Raw genomic sequence first — 20,541 nt, 5'->3', positions numbered from 1 at the left:
CGGTGGACGCCGTACCGACGACCGTCCTGGTGGTCGATGACAGCCGTACCAAGCGTTACCTGCTGGTCAGTTGGCTCAGCCGGGCCGGGTACACGGTGCTCGAGTCGGAGAGCGGCACCGAGGCGCTGGCCCGGGTCGAGACGGAGCGGATCGACCTCGTGGTGCTGGACGTCCGGCTGCCCGACCTGAGCGGCTACGAGGTGTGCGAGCGGATCAAGGCGGCCCACCCGGCGCTGCCGGTGATTCACGTCTCCGCGCACGCCGTGGACGTGGCCGACCGCGCCCAGGGGCTCACCCGGGGGGCGGACGCGTACCTGGCCGAGCCGATCGAGCCGGAGGAGCTGATCGCCACCACCCGGGCGGTGCTGCGCTACTACCAGGCCCGGCAGCGTGCCGAACTGCTCGCCGAGCGACTGCTCGGCCTCGCCGACACCACCGTCGCGGTGCACGCCGCGGCGACGTTCGGGCGGCTCCTCGAGGTCGCCGCGGAGGGGGCCGCGCAGATCTTTAAGAGCCCCGCCGCAGTGATCGCCGAGACGTTCGACGGTGACTGCATCGCCGGTGTCTGCGCCGGCCCCGGCGCCGAAGCCGCCGTTGTGCCGTGGGTCGTCGACGACACCGGAGTGCCCACCGGCGCCACCGTGCGGGTGGAGCCTCCGGAGAACTGGGGTCTGCTCACCTGGCCCGCGGACGACACGGTGACCGTGGCCGCGGCCCGGCTGCGGGAGGACCGCGCGCCGCTCTACGTGGTCGTACCCACCGCCACCCAGACCGCCCGGACGCCGGTGCTCGTGCAGCTCGCCCAGGCCGTCGCGGCGGCCGTCGAGGCCCAGCGCTCCTTCGACGAGGAGCACCGGATCGCCGTCACCCTCCAACGCAGTCTGCTCCCGCGCAGCCTGCCCACGGTCGCCGGACTGGACTTCGCGGTGCGCTACGAGCCGGCCAGCGCGCAGACCGAGGTGGGCGGCGACTTCTACGAGCTGGTGATGCTCGACGGGCACCTCCTGCTGGCGATCGGGGACGTGGCCGGCCACTCGCTGCACGCGGCCACCGTGATGGCCGAGCTGCGGCACGCGGTACGGGCGTACGCCGTCGAGGGGCACCAGCCCGGCGAGATCCTGCACCGGGTCAACGAGCTGATGCGTACCCTGCTGCCGAACGAACTGGCCACGCTCTGCGTCCTGCTGCTGCACCCGCCGAGCGGTCACGTCCGGCTGGCCAGCGCCGGTCATCTGCCGCCGCTGCTGCACCGGGACGGCAAGGTGGAGTTCGTGCAGCACTCGGCACCCCTGCTCGGCGTCCGCGCGCCCCGACCGGCCGACCTGGAGTTCGTCCTGCCGACCGGCGCCACGCTGGTGTTCTACACCGACGGGCTGATCGAGCGCCGGGACGCCACCATCGACGAGGGGCTGGCCGCGCTAGCGGCGGTGTCGACCACGGTGGACGACAACCTGGACGACTTCTGCGCCCGCCTCCTGGTCGAACTCGCCCCCGACAAGATCCAGGACGACGTAGCCGTAGTAGTCCTCCGCCGCCACTAAACCCCCACCCCACCCCCCGGCCCTCCGCCCCCCCAGGCCCCCCGGCCCCCTCTCTGCTCCGGTGATCAAGAGGTTTGCGTCAAATTTCGCCCTGTCGATGACGCGAACCTCTTGATCACGCGGGTGAAGGGGTGGGGGTGGGTGGGGGGTGGGGGTGGGGGGTGTTGACGGGGGTATTCGCTGGGTGAATAGTGGGGCGGTGTCTACGCCGCATGTTCTGCTTGGGTTGCTGGCTGGGGGGAGTCGGCACGGGTATGAGCTCAAGCGTGCGCATGACCAGCGGCTGCCCCGGGCTCGACCGTTGGCCTTCGGGCAGGTCTACGCGACCCTCGGTCGCCTCGAACGGGACGGTCTGGTGGCCGCCGCCGGTCAGGACCGCGCCTCCGGGCCGGACCGCACGGCGTACGCGCTGACCGACGAGGGTCGCTCCACCCTGGATCGGTGGCTGTCCACGGTGGAGTCGCCGATGCCGTACGTGGCCAGCACGCTCTTCGCCAAGGTCGTCGTGGCGCTGCTGGTCGCCGACGTCGACCGGGCGCGGTCGTACCTGGTCGCCCAGCGTGCCGCGCACACCGCGCGGCTGCGGGAGCTGACGGCGGTCAAGACCGACCCGGCCGCCACCCTCAACGACGTGGTCGCGGCCGACTTCGCGATCGCCCATCTCGACGCCGACCTGCGGTGGCTGCACACCACGCTGGGCCGGGTCGCCGACTGGCACCGGGAGGTGCACGCGTGACGCAACTCCAGGCTCGCGGCGTGGTTCGGGCGTACGGCCCGACGCCCGCCCTGCGCGGTGTGACGCTCGACGTGGCCGAGGGCGAGATCGTCGCGGTCACCGGGCCGAGTGGCTGCGGCAAGTCGACCCTGCTGCACTGCCTGGCCGGGATCCTCCGGCCCGACGCGGGCGAGGTCACCTGGCGCGGCCACCGGCTCGACACCTGGTCGGAGGCGGCCCGGTCCCGGCTACGGCGTACCGAGTTCGGGGTGCTGTTCCAGTTCGGGCAGTTGGTGGCCGAGCTGACGGCGGCCGAGAACGTGGCGCTGCCCCTGCTCCTCGCCGGCACGGGGCGGCGAGAGGCGCGGACGGCCGCGCTCACCTGGCTGGAGCGGTTCGGGGTGGCCGACCTGGCCGACCTGCGGCCCGGCGAGATGTCCGGCGGCCAGCAGCAGCGGTGTGCGACGGCGCGGGCACTGGTCACCGAGCCGCGGGTGCTCTTCGCCGACGAGCCGACCGGCGCGCTCGACACGCTCACCGGCGAGCAGGTGCTCACCCAACTGGTCCGGCTCGCACGGGAGCAACGCACCTCCGTCGTGCTGGTCACCCACGAGCCGCGGATCGCCGCGTACGCCGATCGGGAGATCGTGCTGCGCGACGGCCTGGCGGACCACACCGGCCTGGGGCTGGACGTGCCGTTGGCGGGCGGCGCACGGTGAGGCCGGCGACGCTGGTGCGACTCGCGTTGGCCGGCAACCGCACCGACACGGCACGCGTGGTGCTGACCGCGCTCAGTGCGCTGCTGGCGGCGCTGGCCGGGCTGGCGGCGCTCACCGTGCTCGCGATCCAGAAACCGGCCGGCGACGCCTGGGCGCAGTCCGAGCAGTACCGCAACGCGCTGCTGCGTGAACCGGGACTGCGCGGCGGGACCGCCTTCGCGCTGCTGATGCTGGCCGTACCGGTGCTGGCGCTGGCCGGCCAGTGTGCCCGGCTCGGCGCTCCGGCCCGGGACCGGCGACTCGCCGCGCTCCGGTTGGCCGGCGCGACCCCCGGTCAGGTCACCCGACTGGCGGTGCTGGAGACCGGCCTGGCCAGCCTGCTCGGCACCGGTGTCGGGCTGGGCGTCTACCTGGTCGGCCGCGAGCTGCTGCACCGGCCGGACGACCAGGGCCGGTTGGCGCTGCCCACCGACGTGCTGCCCTCGGTCGCCGCGCTGGCCGCGGTGGTGCTGGGTCTGCCGGTGATCGCGGCGCTGGCCACCGCCCTCATGTTGCGTACCGTCACGACGAGCCCGCTCGGGGTCAGTCGCAAGGCCGCCCGCGAGCAGGGTCCACGCCCCTGGGCCGGAGTGCTGATCGGCCTCGGTCTGGCCTGCTTCGCGGCCACGCGCCCGATGCTCCGATGGGTCGACGGGAACGACGTGGTGCGGGGCTGGCTGGTGCCCCTGCTCTTCCTGGCGGGCGGGCTCGCCGCGATGATCGGGGTGGTCGTCGGCGTCGGCTGGATCTCGTACACCTGCGGGCGTCTGCTGCGCCGACATGCCCGCGGCGCGGCGGCGCTACTCGCGGCGGGCCGGCTGATGGCCGACCCGTGGGCGGGCAGCCGGACGTTCGCCGCCTTGCTGGCCGCCATGATCTTCGGTGCCGGCGCGGCGGTCCAGCGTGCCTACTTCGTTGCCCAGGCCGCGCTGGAACGGGAGCAGAACCGTCTCGCCGGGGTGGACGACGGCGGCGTCAACCCGTTCTACCTGTCGACAATGGACCTGGTCGACGCCGCAGTCGCCGTCGCGGTGCTGATCGCGGCGGGCGGTCTGCTCGTCGCGCTGGTCGAGGGAATCGTGGCCCGCCGTCGCGCGTACGCGGCGCTGGTCGCCACCGGCGTGCCCCGCAGCACGCTCAGCGGATCGGTGGCCTGGCAGGCATTGGCCCCTGCGGTGCCGGCGATCCTGCTGGCGCTCACCGTCGGCGTGCTGCTCGGTAGGGGACTCTTTCCCAGCGTCACCACGAGCACATCGTCGACGACGGTGTGCGACGCCACGGCGGCGCTCTGCGACGACCCGGCCACCCGCGACCAGTACACCCACCTCGTGCCGACCGCTGCGCAGGAGCGGACTGTCGCCGTACCGCTGGAGCACCTGGCCTGGCTCGGCGCCGGCGCTCTGGCGGCGGTGCTGGTGACGGTCGGTGTCGGCCTGCTCTTCCTGCGGGTGAGCACGGCGGTGGACGAGTTGCGGACGGCCTGAGCGGCCGTGCCGGCGGCGGCCCGCCGGCACGGCCAGGCCGGACCGCTCAGGCGCGGCCCAGGCGGTCCAGGATCCAGGCGTTGATGAACGCCTCCTCGCGCCAGGCGTCGTACCGGCCGCTCGGGCCGCCGTGCCCGGCGCCCATCTCGGTCTTGAGCAGGTAGTCGCCCTGCGGTGCGGTCGCCCGCAGCCGCGCGATCCACTTCGCCGGCTCGGAGTAGAGCACCCGCGTGTCGTTGAGGCTGGTCACCGCGAGGATCGCCGGGTAGTCCACCGCCGTGACGTTCTCGTACGGCGTGTACGACTTCATGTACGCGTACACCTCGGGATCGTCGAGGGGGTTGCCCCACTCCTCCCACTCCGTGACGGTCAGCGGCAGCGACGGGTCGAGGATCGAGGTGAGCGCGTCCACGAACGGCACCTGCGCCACGATCCCCGTGAAGGCGTCCGGAGCGAGGTTGGCGACCGCGCCCATCAGCAGGCCGCCGGCCGACGCGCCCCGGGCCACCAGCCGGTCACTGGCCGTCCAACCGGCCTTGACCAGGTGCCGGGCGCAGGCCACGAAGTCGGTGAAGGTGTTCTTCTTGGCCAGCATCTTGCCCTGGTCGTACCAGCGTCGGCCCAGCTCGCCGCCGCCCCGGGTGTGCGCCACGGCGAAGACCACGCCCCGGTCCAGCAGGGACAGTCGGGCCACCGAGAACCACGGGTCCATGCTGGCCTCGTACGAGCCGTAGCCGTACAGCTCGCAGGGCGCCGAGCCGTCCCGGGGCGTGCCGACCCGGCAGACCAGCGAGATCGGCACCCGGGTGCCGTCGTCGGCGAGCGCCCAGTCGCGGTGCTGCTCGTACTCGGCCGGGTCGTACGGCCGGCCGTCCGGCCCGGGCAGCACCGGCTTCTGCTTGCGCAGCACCATCTGCCGGGTGACCAGGTCGTAGTCGTAGACCGAGTCGGGGGTGACCAGCGAGGAGTAGCGCAACCGGACCTGCCCGGTGCGGTACTCCGGGTTGGCGTCCAGCCCGACGCTGTACAGCGGCTCGGGGAAGTCGATGTCGTACCCGTCGTCGCTGCCGACCGGCAGCACCCGCAGGCCGGTGAGGCCGTCGGTACGCAGGGACACCACCAGGTGGTTGGCGAACGCGTCGACCGCCTCCAGCCGGGTGCCCGGGGTGTGCTCGATCAGCGGAACCCAGTCGCCCGGGGTGTCCGCCGAGGTGAACGCCAGCGCGAAGTCCTCCGCGCCGTCGTTGTGCAGGATCAGGAAACGGTGGCCGTGGTGCTCCACCGCGTACTCGACGCCCTGCCGGCGGGGCGCGATCACGGCCGGCGCGCCGGTGGGGTTGCCGGCCGGAATCACCAGCACCTCGCTGGTGATCTTGCTGTGGATGTCGATGAGGATGAACTTCTCCGACCGGGTCAGCTCGACGCCCACCCAGAACCGCTCGTCGTCCTCCTGGTGCACCACCACGTCGTCGGAGGCGGCGGAGCCGATGGTGTGCCGCCAGACCCGGTTCGGCCGCCAGGCGTCGTCGACCGTCACGTAGAACAGCGCCGACGCGTCGGCCGACCAGGCGGTGCCGTAGAAGGTGTCGGGCACCTCGTCGGGCAGCAGCTCGCCGGTGTTCAGGTCCTTCACGCGCAGGGTGAAGCGCTCGTCGCCGGAGAAGTCCGTCGAGTACGCCAGCCAGCGCCCGTCCGGGCTGACGTCGAACGCGCCCAGCGAGAAGAAGTCGTGCCCCTCGGCCAGCAGGTTGCCGTCGAGCAGCACCTCCTCGCCGTCGAGCGGGGCGCCGTCCGCGCTGACCGGTGGCTCGGACTCGCCGTCGCGGACCGCGCGCCGGCAGTGCACCCCGTACTGCTGGCCCTCGATCGTGCGGGTGTAGTACCAGTACCCGCCCTTGCGGGTGGGCACCGACAGGTCCGTCTCGCGGGTGCGCTGGCGGGTCTCCTCGAACAGCTCCGCCCGCAGGGCGGCCAGGTGCGCGGTGCGCTCCTCGGTGTACGCGTTCTCGGCGGTCAGGTAGGCGATCGTCTCCGGGTCGTCCTTGGCGGCGAGCCAGGCGTACTCGTCGACGACGGTGTCGCCGTGGTGGGTGCGCTCGGTGGGCACCCGCTTCGCCGCGGGCGGGGCAGTCTCGGTGGTCACGGCGGCCACGTTACCGGCCGACTCACCCTCCGTGCCGGACCAGCGGCATCCCGAACATCCCCACCCCGTCTTTCGTACACATGTACGATTGCCGGCATGGCGGCAGCAGCGAGTTCCCTCGGCCGGTCCGGAGCCCTCGAGATCACCCGGCGATTGACCGCGATCTGCGGTCCGCCGTTCGCCCGACTCGCCGGCTCGGCCGACGAGGTGGCCGGGCGGCCCGCGCGCTGGGTGGCGGTGCCCGGCGGGCCGCACGCCGCGGCCGAGGTGCTGCGGCTGGCCGCCGTCCACGATCTGACGGTGGTGCCCCGGGGCGCCGGCACGAAGATCGACTGGGGTGCCACCCCGACGCAGGTCGACATCCTGCTCGACACGGGTCGGCTGGCTGGCATCGGCCACGAGCCGGTGGGCGCCCCCGTGGTCGAGGTGGGCGCGGGCACTCCACTGCGGGCGGTACAGGCCACTCTGGAACGCACCGGGCAGCGGCTCGCGATGGACGCTCCCTCGCCCGGCGCGACCCTCGGCGGGGTGCTCGCCGCCGGGGAGGCCGGTCCACTGCGGCACCGCCACGGCAGCCCGTGCGACCAGCTCGTCGGCGTCCGCTATCTGGCCGCCGACGGTGAGCTGGTCAGCGCCGGCGGCGGCGCGCCGGGGCTCGACCTGGCCCGGCTGCTCTGTGGTTCGCAGGGCGCGCTCGGCGTGCTGGTCTCGGCGAGCCTGCGGGTGCAGCCGGTGCCCGCCAGCCGGCTGTGGGTGTCCCGGCCGGTGTGGACCCCGCTGGAGGTCCACGAGCTGATCCGGTCGATCCTCGCCGCCCGCCTCGACCCGGCGGCCATCGAGCTGGACCTGCCCGGCGGCCTGCCCCGGCCACGCAGCGTGTACCCGCCGGGCCATCCGTCCGCCACCGCCCGCGAGCGCCACCCGTCGATGTCCGGCCGGTCCGGGGCCCCGTCCCGGGCGGGCAGCCTCGTCGTGTTGCTCGAAGGCGGCCCGGCCGAGGTGAACGAACGCGCCGAACGGCTGGTTGGCCTGCTGCACGGCGAGGCGACCGTGACCCACTCGGCACCGCCGTGGTGGCGTCGTTACCCCTTCGCGCCCGGCGACACGGCACTACGGCTGGAGGTGCCGATCAGCGATCTGCACGCCGCCGTGTACGCGCTGCGCGACGCGGCCGGCGCTCCCGTGCCGGTGCGGGGCTCGGCCGGTCTGGGCGTGGTGCACGCGGCCCTGCCCGGCGCGGTGCCACCCGACCGGGTGGCGTCCATCCTGGCCGCCGTCCGGGGGGTGCTGCTGGCCCGGCAGGGTCGCTGCGTGGTCGTCTCCGCCCCGGCCGCCGTCCGACAGGCCGTCGACCTGTGGGGAGAGTTGGCCGGCCTGGTCCAGCTCCGCGCCGCGAAGGAGCACCTCGACCCGGAGCGACGCCTCGCCCCCGGCCGCCTCCCCGGCGGCCTGTGAGGCTGCCCCGGCCGGTGCGGACGTGACGCAACGCCGGCGGGGTGAGCCTGCGCCGGTCAGACCGCGTCGTTGCGGAGCACCAGGACGGCGATGTCGTCCCGGGGTGGCTCGACCGAGAAGTTGATGGCGGCGGCGCGCAGGCGCGCGGCGACCACGTCGGCGGAGTAGCCGGCCAGCGGCGCCGCCGCGTCGCGCAGCCGGTCGGTGCCGAACAGCTCCCGACCGTGCCGCCGCTCGGTGACCCCGTCGGTATAGAAGATCAGCGAGTCGCCGGGGGTGAGCGTGATCTCCGTCGTCGGTGAGGTGATGGTGTCGAGCAGACCCAGCGCCGTGCCCCCGGCACCGACGAACCGGGCGCCACCCGCGCCGGCCAGCAGCACCGGCCGGTCGTGCCCGGCCAGGTGCAGCGACACGTCGAGGTGGTCGCCGTCGCCCGGCCCCACCGCGGCCAGTGCCAACGTGCAGTACCGGCCGCCGCCCCGCTCGACGAGCGTCTCGTTGAGCCGGGCCAGCGCCTCCGGCAACGGCTTGCCGTCACCCACCAGCACCCGGATCACGTCCCGGACGAGCCCGGTGACCGCCGCCGCCTGGACGCCCTTGCCCGACACGTCGCCGATCACCACGAGCCAGCGTCCGTCGGGCAGCGGCACCACGTCGTAGAAGTCGCCACCCACCTCGGCGTCATCGCCGGTGGGTACGTACTCGGCGGCGAAGCCGATGCCCTCCACGACCGGCAGCACGGGCGGCAGCAGGGACTTCTGGAGCGTCTGCGCCACCCGTCGCCGCTCGGCGTGGATCCGGGCGTTCTCGATCGCCAGCGCGGCCCGCCGCGCCACGTCCTCCAGGACGGCCACCTCGTCCGGGTCGTGCCGGTGCCGTTGGTGCCGGCCCACCGCGAGAGTGCCGAGACGCTGGCCGCGGGCGATCAGCGGAACCGCGAAGCCCTCCATCGGGCCGCCGAGCGGGATCTGCGCCGCACTCCGGGACGCCTCCCGCAGCCGGGCCTGGATGGAATCCGGGCCGGTCTCCGCCAGCACCCGGTGCAGTTGTGGCAGCACCGACTCGTCGGCGTGGCTGGTCGCGGCCAACCGCAGCCGCCCCCACTCGTCGGTCGTGTGCACGGCGCACCACTGGCCCAGGCGGGGCACCACCAACTGCGGAATCAACGCCATGGTCAGCTCGACGTCCAGCGACTGGGCCAGCAGCTCGCTGGCCTCGGCGAGGAACGTCAGCCAGGCCTGCCGGCGGACGTCCGCCCGGCGCAGCCGGTCGTTCTCCAGGTGCAGCGACAGCCGCTCCGCGGTGAGCACCGCCAACGGGCGGGCGTACGCCGATGGCGCTGCGTCCAGCTCCAACTCCCCGGCGTACGGGCGGTGCACGGTCAGCGGCACCCGGAGCAGTTCGCTGTCGGGGCGGGGCTGCCGGCCGAAACGTGCCAACAACTGTCGGCCCTGCCCGTCGCCCCGGTCGAGGCGGACGGCCCCACCGGCCGCGCCGACCATCTCGGCGACCCGGTTGAGCAGGCTGGCGGCGAAGTCCGGCAGCGGGTCGTCCGCGTACATGTCGGGGGCGGTCTGCATGAGTTCGCTCATCGCGCCCGCGCTCGGCGCCGAGCCGTCGCCGGCCCCGGGGCCGGCGACCACCGACGTGCCGCCGGCGCTGGCGCCGGCGCCCGGCTCGGTGCCGGGCCGGTCCAGGCGGAACCAGACGCCCTTGCCGGTCGGCAGGTACGTGGTGCCCCAGCGGCTGGCGAAGTGGTCGACGAGCAGCAGTCCGCGACCTCGCTCGGAGACCTCGTCGATCTCGCTCGTGTCGTTGCGGGTGCCGACGGTCAGCTCGTCGTTGCCGGAGCTGGGCGCGAAGTCGGAGACGGTCACGGAGAGCCCGACATCGTCCGCCACGACCTCGATGTCCAGTTCGGTGCCGGCGTGCTCGACGGCGTTGGTGGTCAGCTCGGTGGTGAGCAGCAGCGCCTCGTTGACCAGGTCGTCGAGGTGCGCCTCGGCCAGGACGGAGCGGACGACCGCGCGGGCGGCGGCGGGCGTACGGCGGTCGGCGGGCAGACGGACACGCCGGACAGCCCCGTTCCGGGCCCCGGCCGTCGCGGGCCCCGCCTCGGCTGACACCCCCGTATCCTCTACCGTCCCCCGGCCGGGTGCCAAGCGGATCGGTGATCGGTGGGGGCGGCGCGGCGTCTCCAACGTGACGAGCGCCACTGGGCGACTTCTGTGTCCGGTTGGGTACCGCCGCGAGGATCCCGGGGGCCGACGGGTTCGATCGGCGGGTCGCGCACCCTGGCACTACGGCCGACGCGGGCACAATATGGGGTGCCGGTGTGTCTGTACGGGCACGGACCCCCCCAGGTGAGCGAGGCATCATGACCACGGCGAAGCAGTCGTACGCGGATCCGTCCGCGCCCGACCAGGACGCGCTCCTCGATGAGCTGACCGAGGCGCTGCGACGGGTTCGTCGCGGTGATCTGAAGGTCCGGCTGCCCCGTCGCGCCGGCAAGGCGGGCGAGGTCGCGGACGCCTTCAACGAGGTGGTCTCGGTCCAGGAGCGTCAGTACCTGGACCTGCGGCGGATCAGCCGGATCGTCGGTCGGGACGGTCGGCTCACCGAGCGGCTCGATGACGAGGGGCTGGACGGCTCCTGGGCGGAGGGGCAGCGGGCGATCAACTCGCTGATCGACGACCTGGGCCGGCCGACGACCGAGATCGCCCGCGTCATCGTGGCGGTCGCCGACGGCGACCTGTCCCAGCACATGGCGTTGGAGATCGACGGTCGGCCGCTGCGCGGTGAGTACCTGCGGATCGGGCGCACCGTGAACACGATGGTCGACCAGCTCTCGTCGTTCTCCAACGAGGTGACCCGGGTGGCCCGTGAGGTGGGCACCGAGGGCAAGCTGGGCGGCCAGGCCGACGTGCGGGGTGTCGCCGGCACGTGGAAGGACCTCACCGACTCGGTGAACACCATGGCGTCGAACCTGACCGGCCAGGTGCGGTCGATCTCGCAGGTGGCGACGGCGGTGGCCAAGGGCGACCTGTCGCAGAAGATCACGGTCAGCGCGCGCGGTGAGGTGGCCGAGCTGGCGGCCACGATGAACTACCTCACGGACACGCTGCGGCTCTTCGCCGAGCAGGTGACCCGGGTGGCCCGCGAGGTGGGCACCGAGGGCAAGTTGGGCGGGCAGGCCGAGGTGCCGAACGTGGCGGGCACCTGGAAGGACCTGACCGACAGCGTCAACTCGATGGCGTCGAACCTGACCGCCCAGGTCCGCAACATCGCGCAGGTCTCCACGGCGGTGGCGCGGGGTGACCTGTCGCAGAAGATCACCGTGGCGGCGCAGGGCGAGATCCTGGAGCTGAAGGACACCGTCAACACGATGGTGGACCAGTTGTCGTCGTTCGCCGACGAGGTCACGCGGGTGGCCCGTGAGGTGGGCATCGAGGGCAAGTTGGGTGGTCAGGCGCAGGTACGCGGCGTCTCCGGCACCTGGCGTGACCTCACCGAGAACGTCAACCAGTTGGCCGGCAACCTGACCAGCCAGGTCCGCAACATCTCCCAGGTCTCCACGGCCGTGGCGAAGGGCGACCTGAGCCAGAAGATCACCGTTGACGCGCAGGGCGAGATCCTGGAGCTGAAGAACACCGTCAACACGATGGTCGACCAGCTCTCGTCGTTCGCGGACGAGGTGACCCGGGTGGCCCGTGAGGTGGGTACCGAGGGCAACCTGGGCGGTCAGGCGCAGGTCAAGGGCGTCAGCGGTACGTGGCGTGACCTGACGGACAACGTGAACTCGATGGCGTCGAACCTGACCAGCCAGGTCCGCAACATCGCCTCGGTGACCACGGCGGTGGCGAAGGGCGACCTGTCGCAGAAGATCACGGTGGACGCGCGGGGCGAGATCCTGGAGCTGAAGTCGACGGTCAACACGATGGTGGACCAGCTCTCGTCGTTCGCGGACGAGGTGACCCGGGTGGCCCGTGAGGTGGGCACCGAGGGCAAGCTCGGCGGTCAGGCCCAGGTGCGTGGGGTCGCCGGCACCTGGCGCGACCTGACCGACAACGTGAACTCGATGGCGTCGAACCTGACGGCCCAGGTCCGCAACATCGCCCAGGTCTCGACGGCGGTGGCGAAGGGCGATCTGTCGCAGAAGATCACGGTGGACGCGCGGGGCGAGATCCTGGAGCTGAAGTCGACCGTCAACACGATGGTGGACCAGCTCTCGTCGTTCGCGGACGAGGTGACCCGGGTGGCCCGTGAGGTGGGTACCGAGGGCAAGCTCGGCGGTCAGGCCCAGGTCAAGGGCGTGTCCGGCACCTGGCGTGACCTGACGGACAACGTGAACTCGATGGCGTCGAACCTGACCAGCCAGGTCCGCAACATCGCCTCGGTGACCACCGCGGTGGCGAAGGGCGACCTGAGCCAGAAGATCACCGTGGACGCCCAGGGCGAGATCCTGGAGCTGAAGTCGACCGTCAACACGATGGTCGACCAGCTCTCGTCGTTCGCCGACGAGGTGACCCGGGTCGCCCGCGAGGTCGGCATCGAGGGCAAGTTGGGTGGTCAGGCGCAGGTCAAGGGCGTCTCCGGCACCTGGCGCGACCTCACCGAGAACGTCAACCAGCTCGCCTCGACGTTGACCACCCAGCTACGTGCCATCGCCCAGGTGTCCACGTCGGTGACCCGGGGCGATCTGACCCAGCGGATCGCCGTCAAGGCGCAGGGCGAGGTCGCCGAGCTGAAGGACAACATCAACCAGATGATCGTCACCCTCCGGGAGACGACCAAGAAGAACGCCGAGCAGGGCTGGCTGGACTCCAACCTGGCCCGCATCGGCGGCCTGTTGCAGGGCCAGCGCGACCTCGGCGAGGTCTGCCGGATGATCATGACCGAGGTGACGCCGCTGGTCGACGCGCAACTCGGCGCGTTCTTCCTGGCCGACGACACCGACGGCAGCATGCGGCTGCGGTTGACCTCGTCGTACGGCTATGTGGCGCGGGGGCACGACGTGACCTTCGGGCCGGGTGAGGGGCTGGTCGGGCAGACCGCCCTCTCGCGCCGGACGATCCGGGTCAGCGCCCCACCGAACAGCCGCCTCACGCTGCGCTCCGGTCTGGCCGAGACACCCCCGACCGACCTAGTGGTGCTCCCCGTGCTGTTCGAGGGGGAGCTGCTCGGGGTGATCGAGTTCGCCAGCGTGTCCGCCTTCTCCGAGCTGCACCTGTCGTTCCTGGAGCGGCTGGTGCTCACCATCGGCATCGCGGTCAACACCATCCAGGCCAACCGGCGTACGGAGGAGCTGCTGGCCCAGTCGCAGCGGCTGGCGCACGAGATGCAGGAGCAGTCGGCGGAGTTGCAGCGCACCAACGCCGAGCTGGAGGAGAAGGCCACCCTGCTCTCCGAGCAGAAGGGCAACATCGAGACCAAGAACCGGGAGATCGAGCTGGCCCGCCTCGGCCTGGAGGAGAAGGCGCAGCAGCTCACCCGGGCGTCGGCGTACAAGTCGGAGTTCCTGGCCAACATGAGCCACGAGCTGCGTACGCCGCTGAACTCGTTGCTGCTGCTGGCCCGCCTGCTCGCGGAGAACTCGGAGCAGAACCTCAGCCCGAAGCAGATCGAGTTCGCCCGGACGATCCACGGCTCCGGCTCCGACCTGCTGCGGCTGATCGACGACATCCTCGACCTGTCCAAGATCGAGGCGGGCCGGATGGACGTCGAGCCGACCGAGATCCGCTTCACCGAGCTGCGCGGCTTCGTCGAGCAGGCGTTCGCGCCGCAGGCCGAGGAGAAGAATCTCGACTTCCAGGTACGCGTCAGCAAGGATCTGCCGCCGGCGCTGGTGACCGACGCGCAGCGGTTGCAGCAGATCCTGCGCAACCTGCTCTCCAACGCGGTGAAGTTCACCGACAACGGCGCGGTGACGTTGCGGATCGCGCCGGCCGCGCCGAACGCGGTGTTCGACGTGCCCGCGCTGACGAACGCCCAGCAGGTGATCGCCTTCACGGTGATCGACACCGGGATCGGCATCTCCGACGACAAGCTGTCGATCATCTTCGAGGCGTTCCAGCAGGCGGACGGCACGACCAGCCGCCGCTACGGCGGCACCGGTCTGGGTCTGTCGATCAGCCGGGACCTGGCGCGACTGATCGGTGGCACGATCACCGTCTCGTCGGCGCCCGGCCAGGGCTCGACGTTCACGTTGTTCGTACCCCAGGTCCTCGCTCCGGACGCGGTCGTCGCGCCGCAGTCGCCGTCGCCACAGCGCGCCGGCCTGCCGTCGTCGCTGCTCATGCCGCCGCTGGAGCTGTTGCCGGAGCGGCCGGAGGCGCCGGCCACCCGGCAGCTGGACGGGGCCACGGTGCTGATCGTGGACGACGACGTGCGTAACGTCTTCGCTCTGACCAGCGCGTTGGAGCTGCACGGCATGACCGTGCTGTACTCGGACAACGGGGCGGACGGCGTCCGCCTGCTGGCCGAGCATCCGGAGGTGGACATCGTGCTGATGGACGCCATGATGCCCGACCAGGACGGGTACGAGACGACCCGTCAGATCCGGCGTAACCACCGGTTCGCCGACCTCCCCGTCGTCTTCCTGACCGCGAAGGCGATGCCGGGCGACCGCGAGTCGGCGCTCGCGGCCGGAGGAAGCGACTACATCACCAAGCCGGTCGACCTCGACGACCTGATCGAGCTGATGTCGTCCTGGATCAGCGGCAGCCGCACCGAGGAGACTTCGTGACCCAGATGGCCAAGGCGCTGCTCGTGGACGACCGCCGGGAGAACCTGATGGCCCTGGAGGCGATCCTCCAGGGCCTGCCGGTCCAGTCGGTGGCCGTGGAGAGCGGCGAGGCGGCCCTCAAGCAGTTGCTGGTGGACGACTTCGCGGTGATCCTGTTGGACGCGCAGATGCCGGACATGGACGGCTTCGAGACGGCCAGTCACATCAAGCGCCGGGAGCGCACCCGGCACGTGCCGATCATCTTTCTCACCGCCGCCGACCGGGACGCCCAGCTCGCTCTGCGGGGCTACCAGGTGGGCGCCGTGGACTACCTGACCAAGCCGTTCGACCCGTGGGTGCTGCGGGCCAAGGTGTCGGTCTTCGTCGAGCTGTGGGTGAAGACCCGGCAGTTGGCCGCCCAGTCGGACCTGGTGCGGGATCGCGACGCGCAGTGGCGGCGACTCACCGACGCGGTCGACGAGGCCACCACCCTGCTGCGCTCGGACGACCGGGAGGCGCGGGACCGTGCAGTCGGGCTCCTCGAACAGGCCCGCTGGGGCAACACGGCCTGACCAGCCGCGTTCGGCAGCTCGTGGCTGGGGCCGGGCCGGCTCACGCTCGCGGCGCCGGCCTGCGGGTCAGGCTTCGCCGGGTCGGAGGTGGCCGGTGGCGGCCCGGCGGACGCGCCAGCGTTCGCCGAGTGAGTCGATCTCTTCCTGGACGAAGATAAAGAAGTCGCGCATCTCGGCCACCCGTTCGCCGGCCGGCGTCTCCGCGCCGAGCGCCCCGATGCCGCCCTCGGCCACGTCGATGAACGTCTTGTAGATCGCGGTCTTCGTGATGGTCCCCTCGTACCAGGGGTTCTCCGGCATCCGGTAACGGTCGCGGCGGGAGCGGGGGACCGGCTCGCGGATCAGCATGCCGAACTGGGTGAGGTAACGGACCGCGCCGCTGACCGCCGCCGCGCTGACTCCGAGCCGTTCGCCGATCTCGGCGGCCGTCAGCGGATCGTCCGCGCTCATCACGGTGAACAGCACCCGAGCGGCCATCCGGGGGAAGCCGACCTCGGCGAACGTGAGGGCCATCCGTTCGACGAAGAGGTGCACCGGGTCGTGGCCGTCGGCCGCTGCCATCTCTGCCCCTCCCGTGTGGTTTGTGGGCACCGATGGTGCCGCGCTCACACTGTCTTCACAACTTTGTGAAACGAGTGTAGCTTCCGATATATGGAAACTCCGATTGAAGTGTCCGGCCTGGTCAAGACCTTCGGCCGCGTCCGGGCGCTCGACGGTCTGGACCTGAATGTCCGCGCCGGCGAGGTGCACGGGTTCCTCGGGCCGAACGGCGCCGGCAAGTCGACGGCCATTCGGGCGCTCCTCGGTCTGCTGCGGACGGACGCGGGGGCCGTCCGCCTGCTCGGGGGCGATCCGTGGCGCGACGCGGTGGCCCTGCACCGCCGGCTGGCGTACGTGCCGGGCGACGTGACGCTCTGGCCCAACCTCTCCGGCGGCGAGGTCATCGACCTGCTCGGCCGGATGCGCGGCGGCCTCGACCCGGCCCGCCGAGCCGAACTGCTCGACTCCTTCGAGCTGGATCCCCGCAAGAAGGGCCGGACGTACTCCAAGGGCAACCGGCAAAAGGTCGGCCTGGTGGCCGCCCTCGCGTCGGACGCCGAACTCCTCATCCTGGACGAGCCGACGTCCGGCCTGGACCCCCTCATGGAGGAGGTCTTCCAGCACTGGGTACGCCGGGCGAAGGCCGACGGCCGCACCGTGCTGCTCTCCAGCCACATCCTGGCCGAGGTGGAGGCGCTCTGCGACCGGGTGACGATCATCCGCAACGGGCGGGACGTGGAGACCGGCACCCTGAGCGAGCTGCGGCACCTGCGGCGCACCTCCATCGAGGCCGAGCTGACCGGTCCGGTGGACGGGCTGGGTCAGCTCACCGGCGTGCACGACCTGCGGGTGGACGGGCAGCGGGTGCGCTTCGACGTGGAGGACGCCGCGCTGGACAGCGCGCTCCGTCGACTCACCGAGATCGGCGTACGCAGCCTGGTCAGCCAACCGCCGACTCTGGAGGAGTTGTTCCTGCGGCACTACCAGGGCGAGCAGGTGCGCTCGTGACCGCGAGGAGTGAGCCGGGTTTGCGCGGCACCGCGTTCACCGGCACCCGACACCTGATGCGCCTGATCCTGCGGCGGGACCGGATCGTGCTGCCCATCTGGATCCTTCCGCTGGCCGTGCTGCCGGCCAGCTACGCCGGCGCGTTCACCGGCCTCTATCCGACCGCCGCCGAGCGGGCCGCCTACCTGGCCAGCACGGCGAGCAACCCGTCGATCGTCGCGCTGCTCGGTCCGGTGTACGGCGACAGCATCGGCGCGCTCACCGTCCAGCGAGCCGGGCTGTTCGCCATGATTGCCGCCCTGGCGAGCGTGCTGACGGTGGTACGACACACCCGCACCGAGGAGGAGGCCGGCCGGCGGGAGTTGCTGGGCGCATCGGTCCTCGGCCGGTACGCCGGGCTGACCGCGGCGCTGCTGGTCACGTACGCCGCGAATCTGCTGCTCGGCCTGCTCATCGCCGGCGGCCTGGTCGCGGCGGGCCTGCCTGGTGCCGGATCGCTGCTCTTCGGCGCCGGCGTGGCCCTGACCGGCATCGCGTTCGCCACGGTCGGCGGCCTGGCCGCGCAGCTCACCCAGAGCGCCGGCGGGGCGCGCGGCATCGGGCTGGGCGTGCTCGGGTTGGCGTTCGCGCTGCGCCTCGGCGGCGACGCCGGAGGTTCCGGTGGCAGCGGCGGACGTGCCGAATGGCTGAGCTGGATCTCCCCGCTCGGCTGGGGGCCCCGGGGGCGGGCCTTCACCGGCGAGCGTTGGTGGGTGCTGCTGCTGCCGGTGCTGTTCAGTGTGGCGGTGGCGCTGGTCGCGTACCCCGTCTCGGTACGCCGGGACGTGGGCGCCGGCGTGCTGCCGCCCCGGCTCGGCCCGGCCACCGCGGGCGGCGCGCTGGCCGGACCGTTCGGCCTGGCCTGGCGGCTGCACCGGGGCCAGTTGCTCGGCTGGGCGGTCGGCTTCGGGCTGCTCGGTCTGGTGCTGGGCGGCGCGGCGGACGCGGCCGGCGACGCGGTGCAGGGCAACGAGCAGGTCGCCGAGCTGCTGGCCCGGCTGGGTGGGTCGACGACGTTGGCCGAGGCGTACCTCGGCAGCACGTTGAGCCTGACCGCGCTGGCCGCCGCCGGGTACGGCATCCAGGCCGCGCTGCGGGCGCGGGCGGAGGAGACCGCCGGGCGGGCCGAACCGCTGCTCGCCACGGCGGTGAGCAGGTTCCGCTGGCTGGCGGCGCACCTGGTCTTCGCGCTGCTCGGCCCGGTGGTCGTGTTGGCCGTGACGGGGGCGGCGACGGGACTGTCGTACGGCCTCAGCGTCGGTGACGTCGGCGGCGAGGTGCCCCGGATGCTCGGCGTGGGGCTGGTCCAGGTTCCGGCGGCGTGGGTCCTCGCGGGGCTGGCGGCGCTGCTGGTGGGGTGGCTGCCCCGGTTCTCGTGGGCGGCCTGGGCGGTGCTCGCCGGTTGCCTGCTGCTGGGTCAGATCGGCGCGATCCTGGAGCTGAGCCAGTGGGTCCTGGACATCTCCCCGTTCACCCACACGCCCCAGGTCCTGAACAACAACTGGACCCCGCTACCCCTGCTGGCCCTGAGCGCAGCAGCAGCCACCCTCCTAACCCTGGCCCTGAAGACCTTCCACACCCGAGACATCCCCACCCCCTGAAGCACGCGTTGATCAAGAGGTTCGCGTCAGCGGAAGCGCGATTTCTGACGCAAACCTCTTGATCAACAGGGTGGTCGAGGTCGTGCGCGGGGTGGGGGGTGGGGGTGGGGGTGGGGTTGGGGGTGGGGGTGGGGTGGGGGTTAGCCGGTGGGTTGGTCGTTTTTGATCATCAGGGCGCTGCGCAGGCCGGTGATGTCCAGGACGCGGATCAGGAAGTCGCCGACGTGGGTGAGCATCAGCAGGCTCTGCGCGTGGCTGGCCTTGCGGCTGAGCACCACGAGTGTGCCCAGGCCCTGCGAGTCGCAGAAGGTGACGCCGCCGAGGTCGAGCACGATCCGCGGGGGCGGATCGGTCAGCACCTCGTTGACCACGGTGCTGAGCTGGGCGGCCGTGAGCATGTCGATCTCACCGGCCAGGCGAAGCACTGCTTCGTCGCCCGTCCGGTGTAGCGTGATGGACAGTTCGGCACGATCCACTCGGTCAGCCTAGCGCGATCCAGCCGACCCGGCCTGTCGAGGCGACGAGCCGGTCCATCGGGCACCGGAGCTGGGTGAGCCCGGTAACCCTCGCCCGGGGTGGCTGCTGGTTGACCGTCCGGCGCTGACACAATGGCGGCATCGTGACCGACATCGTTTCCGCCGGATCTGGCCGTTACCCGGCCGACGCGCCGGCCTCCGAGGCCCTGTTCGACCGCGCCCGCGCCATCGTGCCGGGCGGGGTCAACTCCCCCGTGCGCGCCTTCCAGGCGGTTGGCGGCACCCCGCGCTTCATGGTCCGTGGTGAGGGCCCGTGGCTGTACGACGCCGACGGTCGCCGCTACGTCGACCTGGTGTGCTCGTGGGGTCCGCTGATCCTCGGGCACGCCCACCCGGAGGTGGTGGACGCCGTGCAGACGGCCGCCGCCCGGGGCACCAGCTTCGGCACGCCCACCCCGGGCGAGGTGGAGCTGGCCGCCGAGATCGTCAACCGGACGCCGGTGGAGCAGGTCCGCCTGGTCAACTCCGGCACCGAGGCGACCATGTCGGCGATCCGGCTGGCCCGCGGCTTCACCGGCCGCTCCAAGATCGTCAAGTTCGCGGGTTGCTACCACGGGCACGTCGACGCGCTGCTCGCCTCCGCCGGTTCCGGTGTGGCGACCCTCGGCCTGCCCGACTCGCCCGGCGTCACCGGCGCGGCGGCCAGCGAGACGATCGTGCTGCCGTACAACGACATCCGGGCCGTCGAGGAGGCGTTCGCCGCCGAGGGCCCGCACATCGCCGCCGTGATCACCGAGGCCGCCGCCGGCAACATGGGCGTGGTCGCGCCCCGCGACGGCTTCAACCAGCAGTTGGCCCGGATCGCGCACGCGCACGGCGCCCTGCTCGTCGTCGACGAGGTGATGACCGGGTTCCGGGTCTCCCGCGCCGGGTGGCACGGCCTCGACGCCTCCGAGGCGGACCTGTGGACGTACGGCAAGGTCATGGGTGGTGGCCTGCCCGCCGCGGCGTTCGGCGGGCGCGCGGACATCATGGCGCGTCTCGCGCCGGCCGGCCCGGTCTACCAGGCCGGGACGCTCTCCGGTAACCCGCTGGCCTGCGCCGCCGGTCTGGCGACCCTGCGGCTCGCCGACGACGCGCTCTACCGCAGGCTCGACGACACGGCCGCCGTCGTGGGCAAGCTCGCGTCCGACGCGCTGGCCGCCGCCGGGGTCCCGCACCGTTTGTCGTACGCGGGCAGCATGTTCTCCATCTTCTTCACGGACGCCGACGTGGTCGACTACGACAGCGCGCGCACCCAGCAGGTGCCGGCGTTCAAGGCGTTCTTCCACTCGATGCTCGCCTCCGGCGTCTACCTGCCGCCGAGCGCGTTCGAGTCGTGGTTCGTGTCGGCGGCGATCGACGACGCCGCTCTGGAGCACATCGCCGCCGCGCTGCCGACGGCGGCGAATGCGGCGGCAGCCGCTGGTCACGGGGGGTAGTAGA

At 72.3% G+C, this 20,541-nt stretch carries 14 protein-coding genes; 10 read left to right on the top strand and 4 right to left on the bottom strand.

All coding sequences use genetic code 11. The annotated features are described in order from the left end of the window. Window positions 1-2: 2 nt before the first annotated feature. The 4 genes from AB0B55_RS11280 (at window position 3) to AB0B55_RS11265 (ending at window position 4,498) form a co-directional block, all read left to right on the top strand. Window positions 3-1,541: a SpoIIE family protein phosphatase gene (locus AB0B55_RS11280; protein WP_357133770.1), complete on the top strand. Its 1,539-nt coding sequence runs from the start codon at window positions 3-5 to the stop codon at window positions 1,539-1,541. A 199-nt stretch (window positions 1,542-1,740) separates the two neighbouring features. Next, window positions 1,741-2,277, top strand: a complete 537-nt coding sequence (locus AB0B55_RS11275; protein WP_357133768.1) for a PadR family transcriptional regulator — start codon at window positions 1,741-1,743, stop codon at window positions 2,275-2,277. Continuing rightward, on the top strand, window positions 2,274-2,975 hold the full coding sequence (locus tag AB0B55_RS11270) for an ABC transporter ATP-binding protein (RefSeq protein ID WP_357171614.1): 702 nt from the start codon (window positions 2,274-2,276) through the stop codon (window positions 2,973-2,975). The genes AB0B55_RS11275 and AB0B55_RS11270 overlap by 4 nt, the downstream gene beginning before the upstream one ends. Further along, a complete protein-coding gene (locus AB0B55_RS11265; RefSeq protein WP_357171613.1) occupies window positions 2,972-4,498 on the top strand; it encodes an FtsX-like permease family protein in 1,527 nt (508 codons plus the stop codon). The genes AB0B55_RS11270 and AB0B55_RS11265 overlap by 4 nt, the downstream gene beginning before the upstream one ends. Before the next feature lie 46 nt (window positions 4,499-4,544). Here the strand turns inward: AB0B55_RS11265 and AB0B55_RS11260 are convergent, their stop codons facing one another. Then, window positions 4,545-6,641 carry a S9 family peptidase gene (locus AB0B55_RS11260; RefSeq protein WP_357133762.1) on the bottom strand — a complete coding sequence of 699 codons (2,097 nt, stop codon included), beginning with the start codon at window positions 6,639-6,641 and terminating at the stop codon, window positions 4,545-4,547. Between the two features lie 96 nt (window positions 6,642-6,737). Between AB0B55_RS11260 and AB0B55_RS11255 the strand changes: the two genes are divergently transcribed. Next, a complete protein-coding gene (locus AB0B55_RS11255; RefSeq protein WP_357171611.1) occupies window positions 6,738-8,096 on the top strand; it encodes an FAD-binding oxidoreductase in 1,359 nt (452 codons plus the stop codon). Between the two features lie 56 nt (window positions 8,097-8,152). On the opposite strand, the gene AB0B55_RS11250 is transcribed toward AB0B55_RS11255, so the two are convergent. Beyond that, on the bottom strand, window positions 8,153-10,222 hold the full coding sequence (locus AB0B55_RS11250; protein WP_357171610.1) for a SpoIIE family protein phosphatase: 2,070 nt from the start codon (window positions 10,220-10,222) through the stop codon (window positions 8,153-8,155). Between the two features lie 251 nt (window positions 10,223-10,473). Here AB0B55_RS11250 and AB0B55_RS11245 point away from each other — a divergent pair, with 251 nt between their 5' ends. Both AB0B55_RS11245 and AB0B55_RS11240 read left to right on the top strand, forming a co-directional pair. Next, on the top strand, window positions 10,474-14,841 hold the full coding sequence (locus AB0B55_RS11245; protein ID WP_357171609.1) for a HAMP domain-containing protein: 4,368 nt from the start codon (window positions 10,474-10,476) through the stop codon (window positions 14,839-14,841). After that, window positions 14,838-15,392: a response regulator gene (locus AB0B55_RS11240; RefSeq protein ID WP_357133755.1), complete on the top strand. Its 555-nt coding sequence runs from the start codon at window positions 14,838-14,840 to the stop codon at window positions 15,390-15,392. Before AB0B55_RS11245 ends, AB0B55_RS11240 begins: the two co-directional genes overlap by 4 nt. A 66-nt stretch (window positions 15,393-15,458) precedes the next feature. On the opposite strand, the gene AB0B55_RS11235 is transcribed toward AB0B55_RS11240, so the two are convergent. Continuing rightward, complete coding sequence (locus AB0B55_RS11235) at window positions 15,459-15,953, bottom strand: helix-turn-helix domain-containing protein (protein ID WP_357133753.1); 495 nt, start codon at window positions 15,951-15,953, stop codon at window positions 15,459-15,461. A 90-nt stretch (window positions 15,954-16,043) separates the two neighbouring features. Between AB0B55_RS11235 and AB0B55_RS11230 the strand changes: the two genes are divergently transcribed. Next, window positions 16,044-16,940, top strand: coding sequence for an ABC transporter ATP-binding protein (locus tag AB0B55_RS11230; RefSeq protein ID WP_357171608.1), 897 nt, complete (start codon window positions 16,044-16,046; stop codon window positions 16,938-16,940). Continuing rightward, complete coding sequence (locus AB0B55_RS11225; protein WP_357171607.1) at window positions 16,937-18,580, top strand: ABC transporter permease; 1,644 nt, start codon at window positions 16,937-16,939, stop codon at window positions 18,578-18,580. Before AB0B55_RS11230 ends, AB0B55_RS11225 begins: the two co-directional genes overlap by 4 nt. Window positions 18,581-18,720: 140 nt before the next feature. Here the strand turns inward: AB0B55_RS11225 and AB0B55_RS11220 are convergent, their stop codons facing one another. Then, window positions 18,721-19,056 (bottom strand): STAS domain-containing protein, encoded by a 336-nt coding sequence (locus AB0B55_RS11220; RefSeq protein WP_357133747.1) that lies wholly within the window; start codon window positions 19,054-19,056, stop codon window positions 18,721-18,723. A gap of 143 nt (window positions 19,057-19,199) precedes the next feature. Between AB0B55_RS11220 and hemL the strand changes: the two genes are divergently transcribed. Next, complete coding sequence (gene hemL / locus AB0B55_RS11215; protein ID WP_357171606.1) at window positions 19,200-20,537, top strand: glutamate-1-semialdehyde 2,1-aminomutase; 1,338 nt, start codon at window positions 19,200-19,202, stop codon at window positions 20,535-20,537. Window positions 20,538-20,541: the final 4 nt, after the last annotated feature.

It is taken from the genome of Micromonospora sp. NPDC049107 (genome assembly GCF_040648595.1).
In the GTDB taxonomy this organism is placed as follows: Bacteria; Actinomycetota; Actinomycetes; order Mycobacteriales; family Micromonosporaceae; genus Micromonospora.
The sequence above is the reverse complement of the archived record's forward strand: the minus strand, read 5'-3'. Positions and strand labels throughout refer to the sequence as shown.

What these genes read in the sequence shown, in the direction of transcription:
- AB0B55_RS11255 (WP_357171611.1), top strand. Translation starts at nt 6,738, where the DNA reads ATGGCGGCAGCAGCGAGTTCCCTCGGCCGGTCCGGAGCCCTCGAGATC.
- AB0B55_RS11245 (WP_357171609.1), top strand. Translation starts at nt 10,474, where the DNA reads ATGACCACGGCGAAGCAGTCGTACGCGGATCCGTCCGCGCCCGACCAG.
- AB0B55_RS11235 (WP_357133753.1), bottom strand. Translation starts at nt 15,953, where the DNA reads ATGGCAGCGGCCGACGGCCACGACCCGGTGCACCTCTTCGTCGAACGG.
- AB0B55_RS11230 (WP_357171608.1), top strand. Translation starts at nt 16,044, where the DNA reads ATGGAAACTCCGATTGAAGTGTCCGGCCTGGTCAAGACCTTCGGCCGC.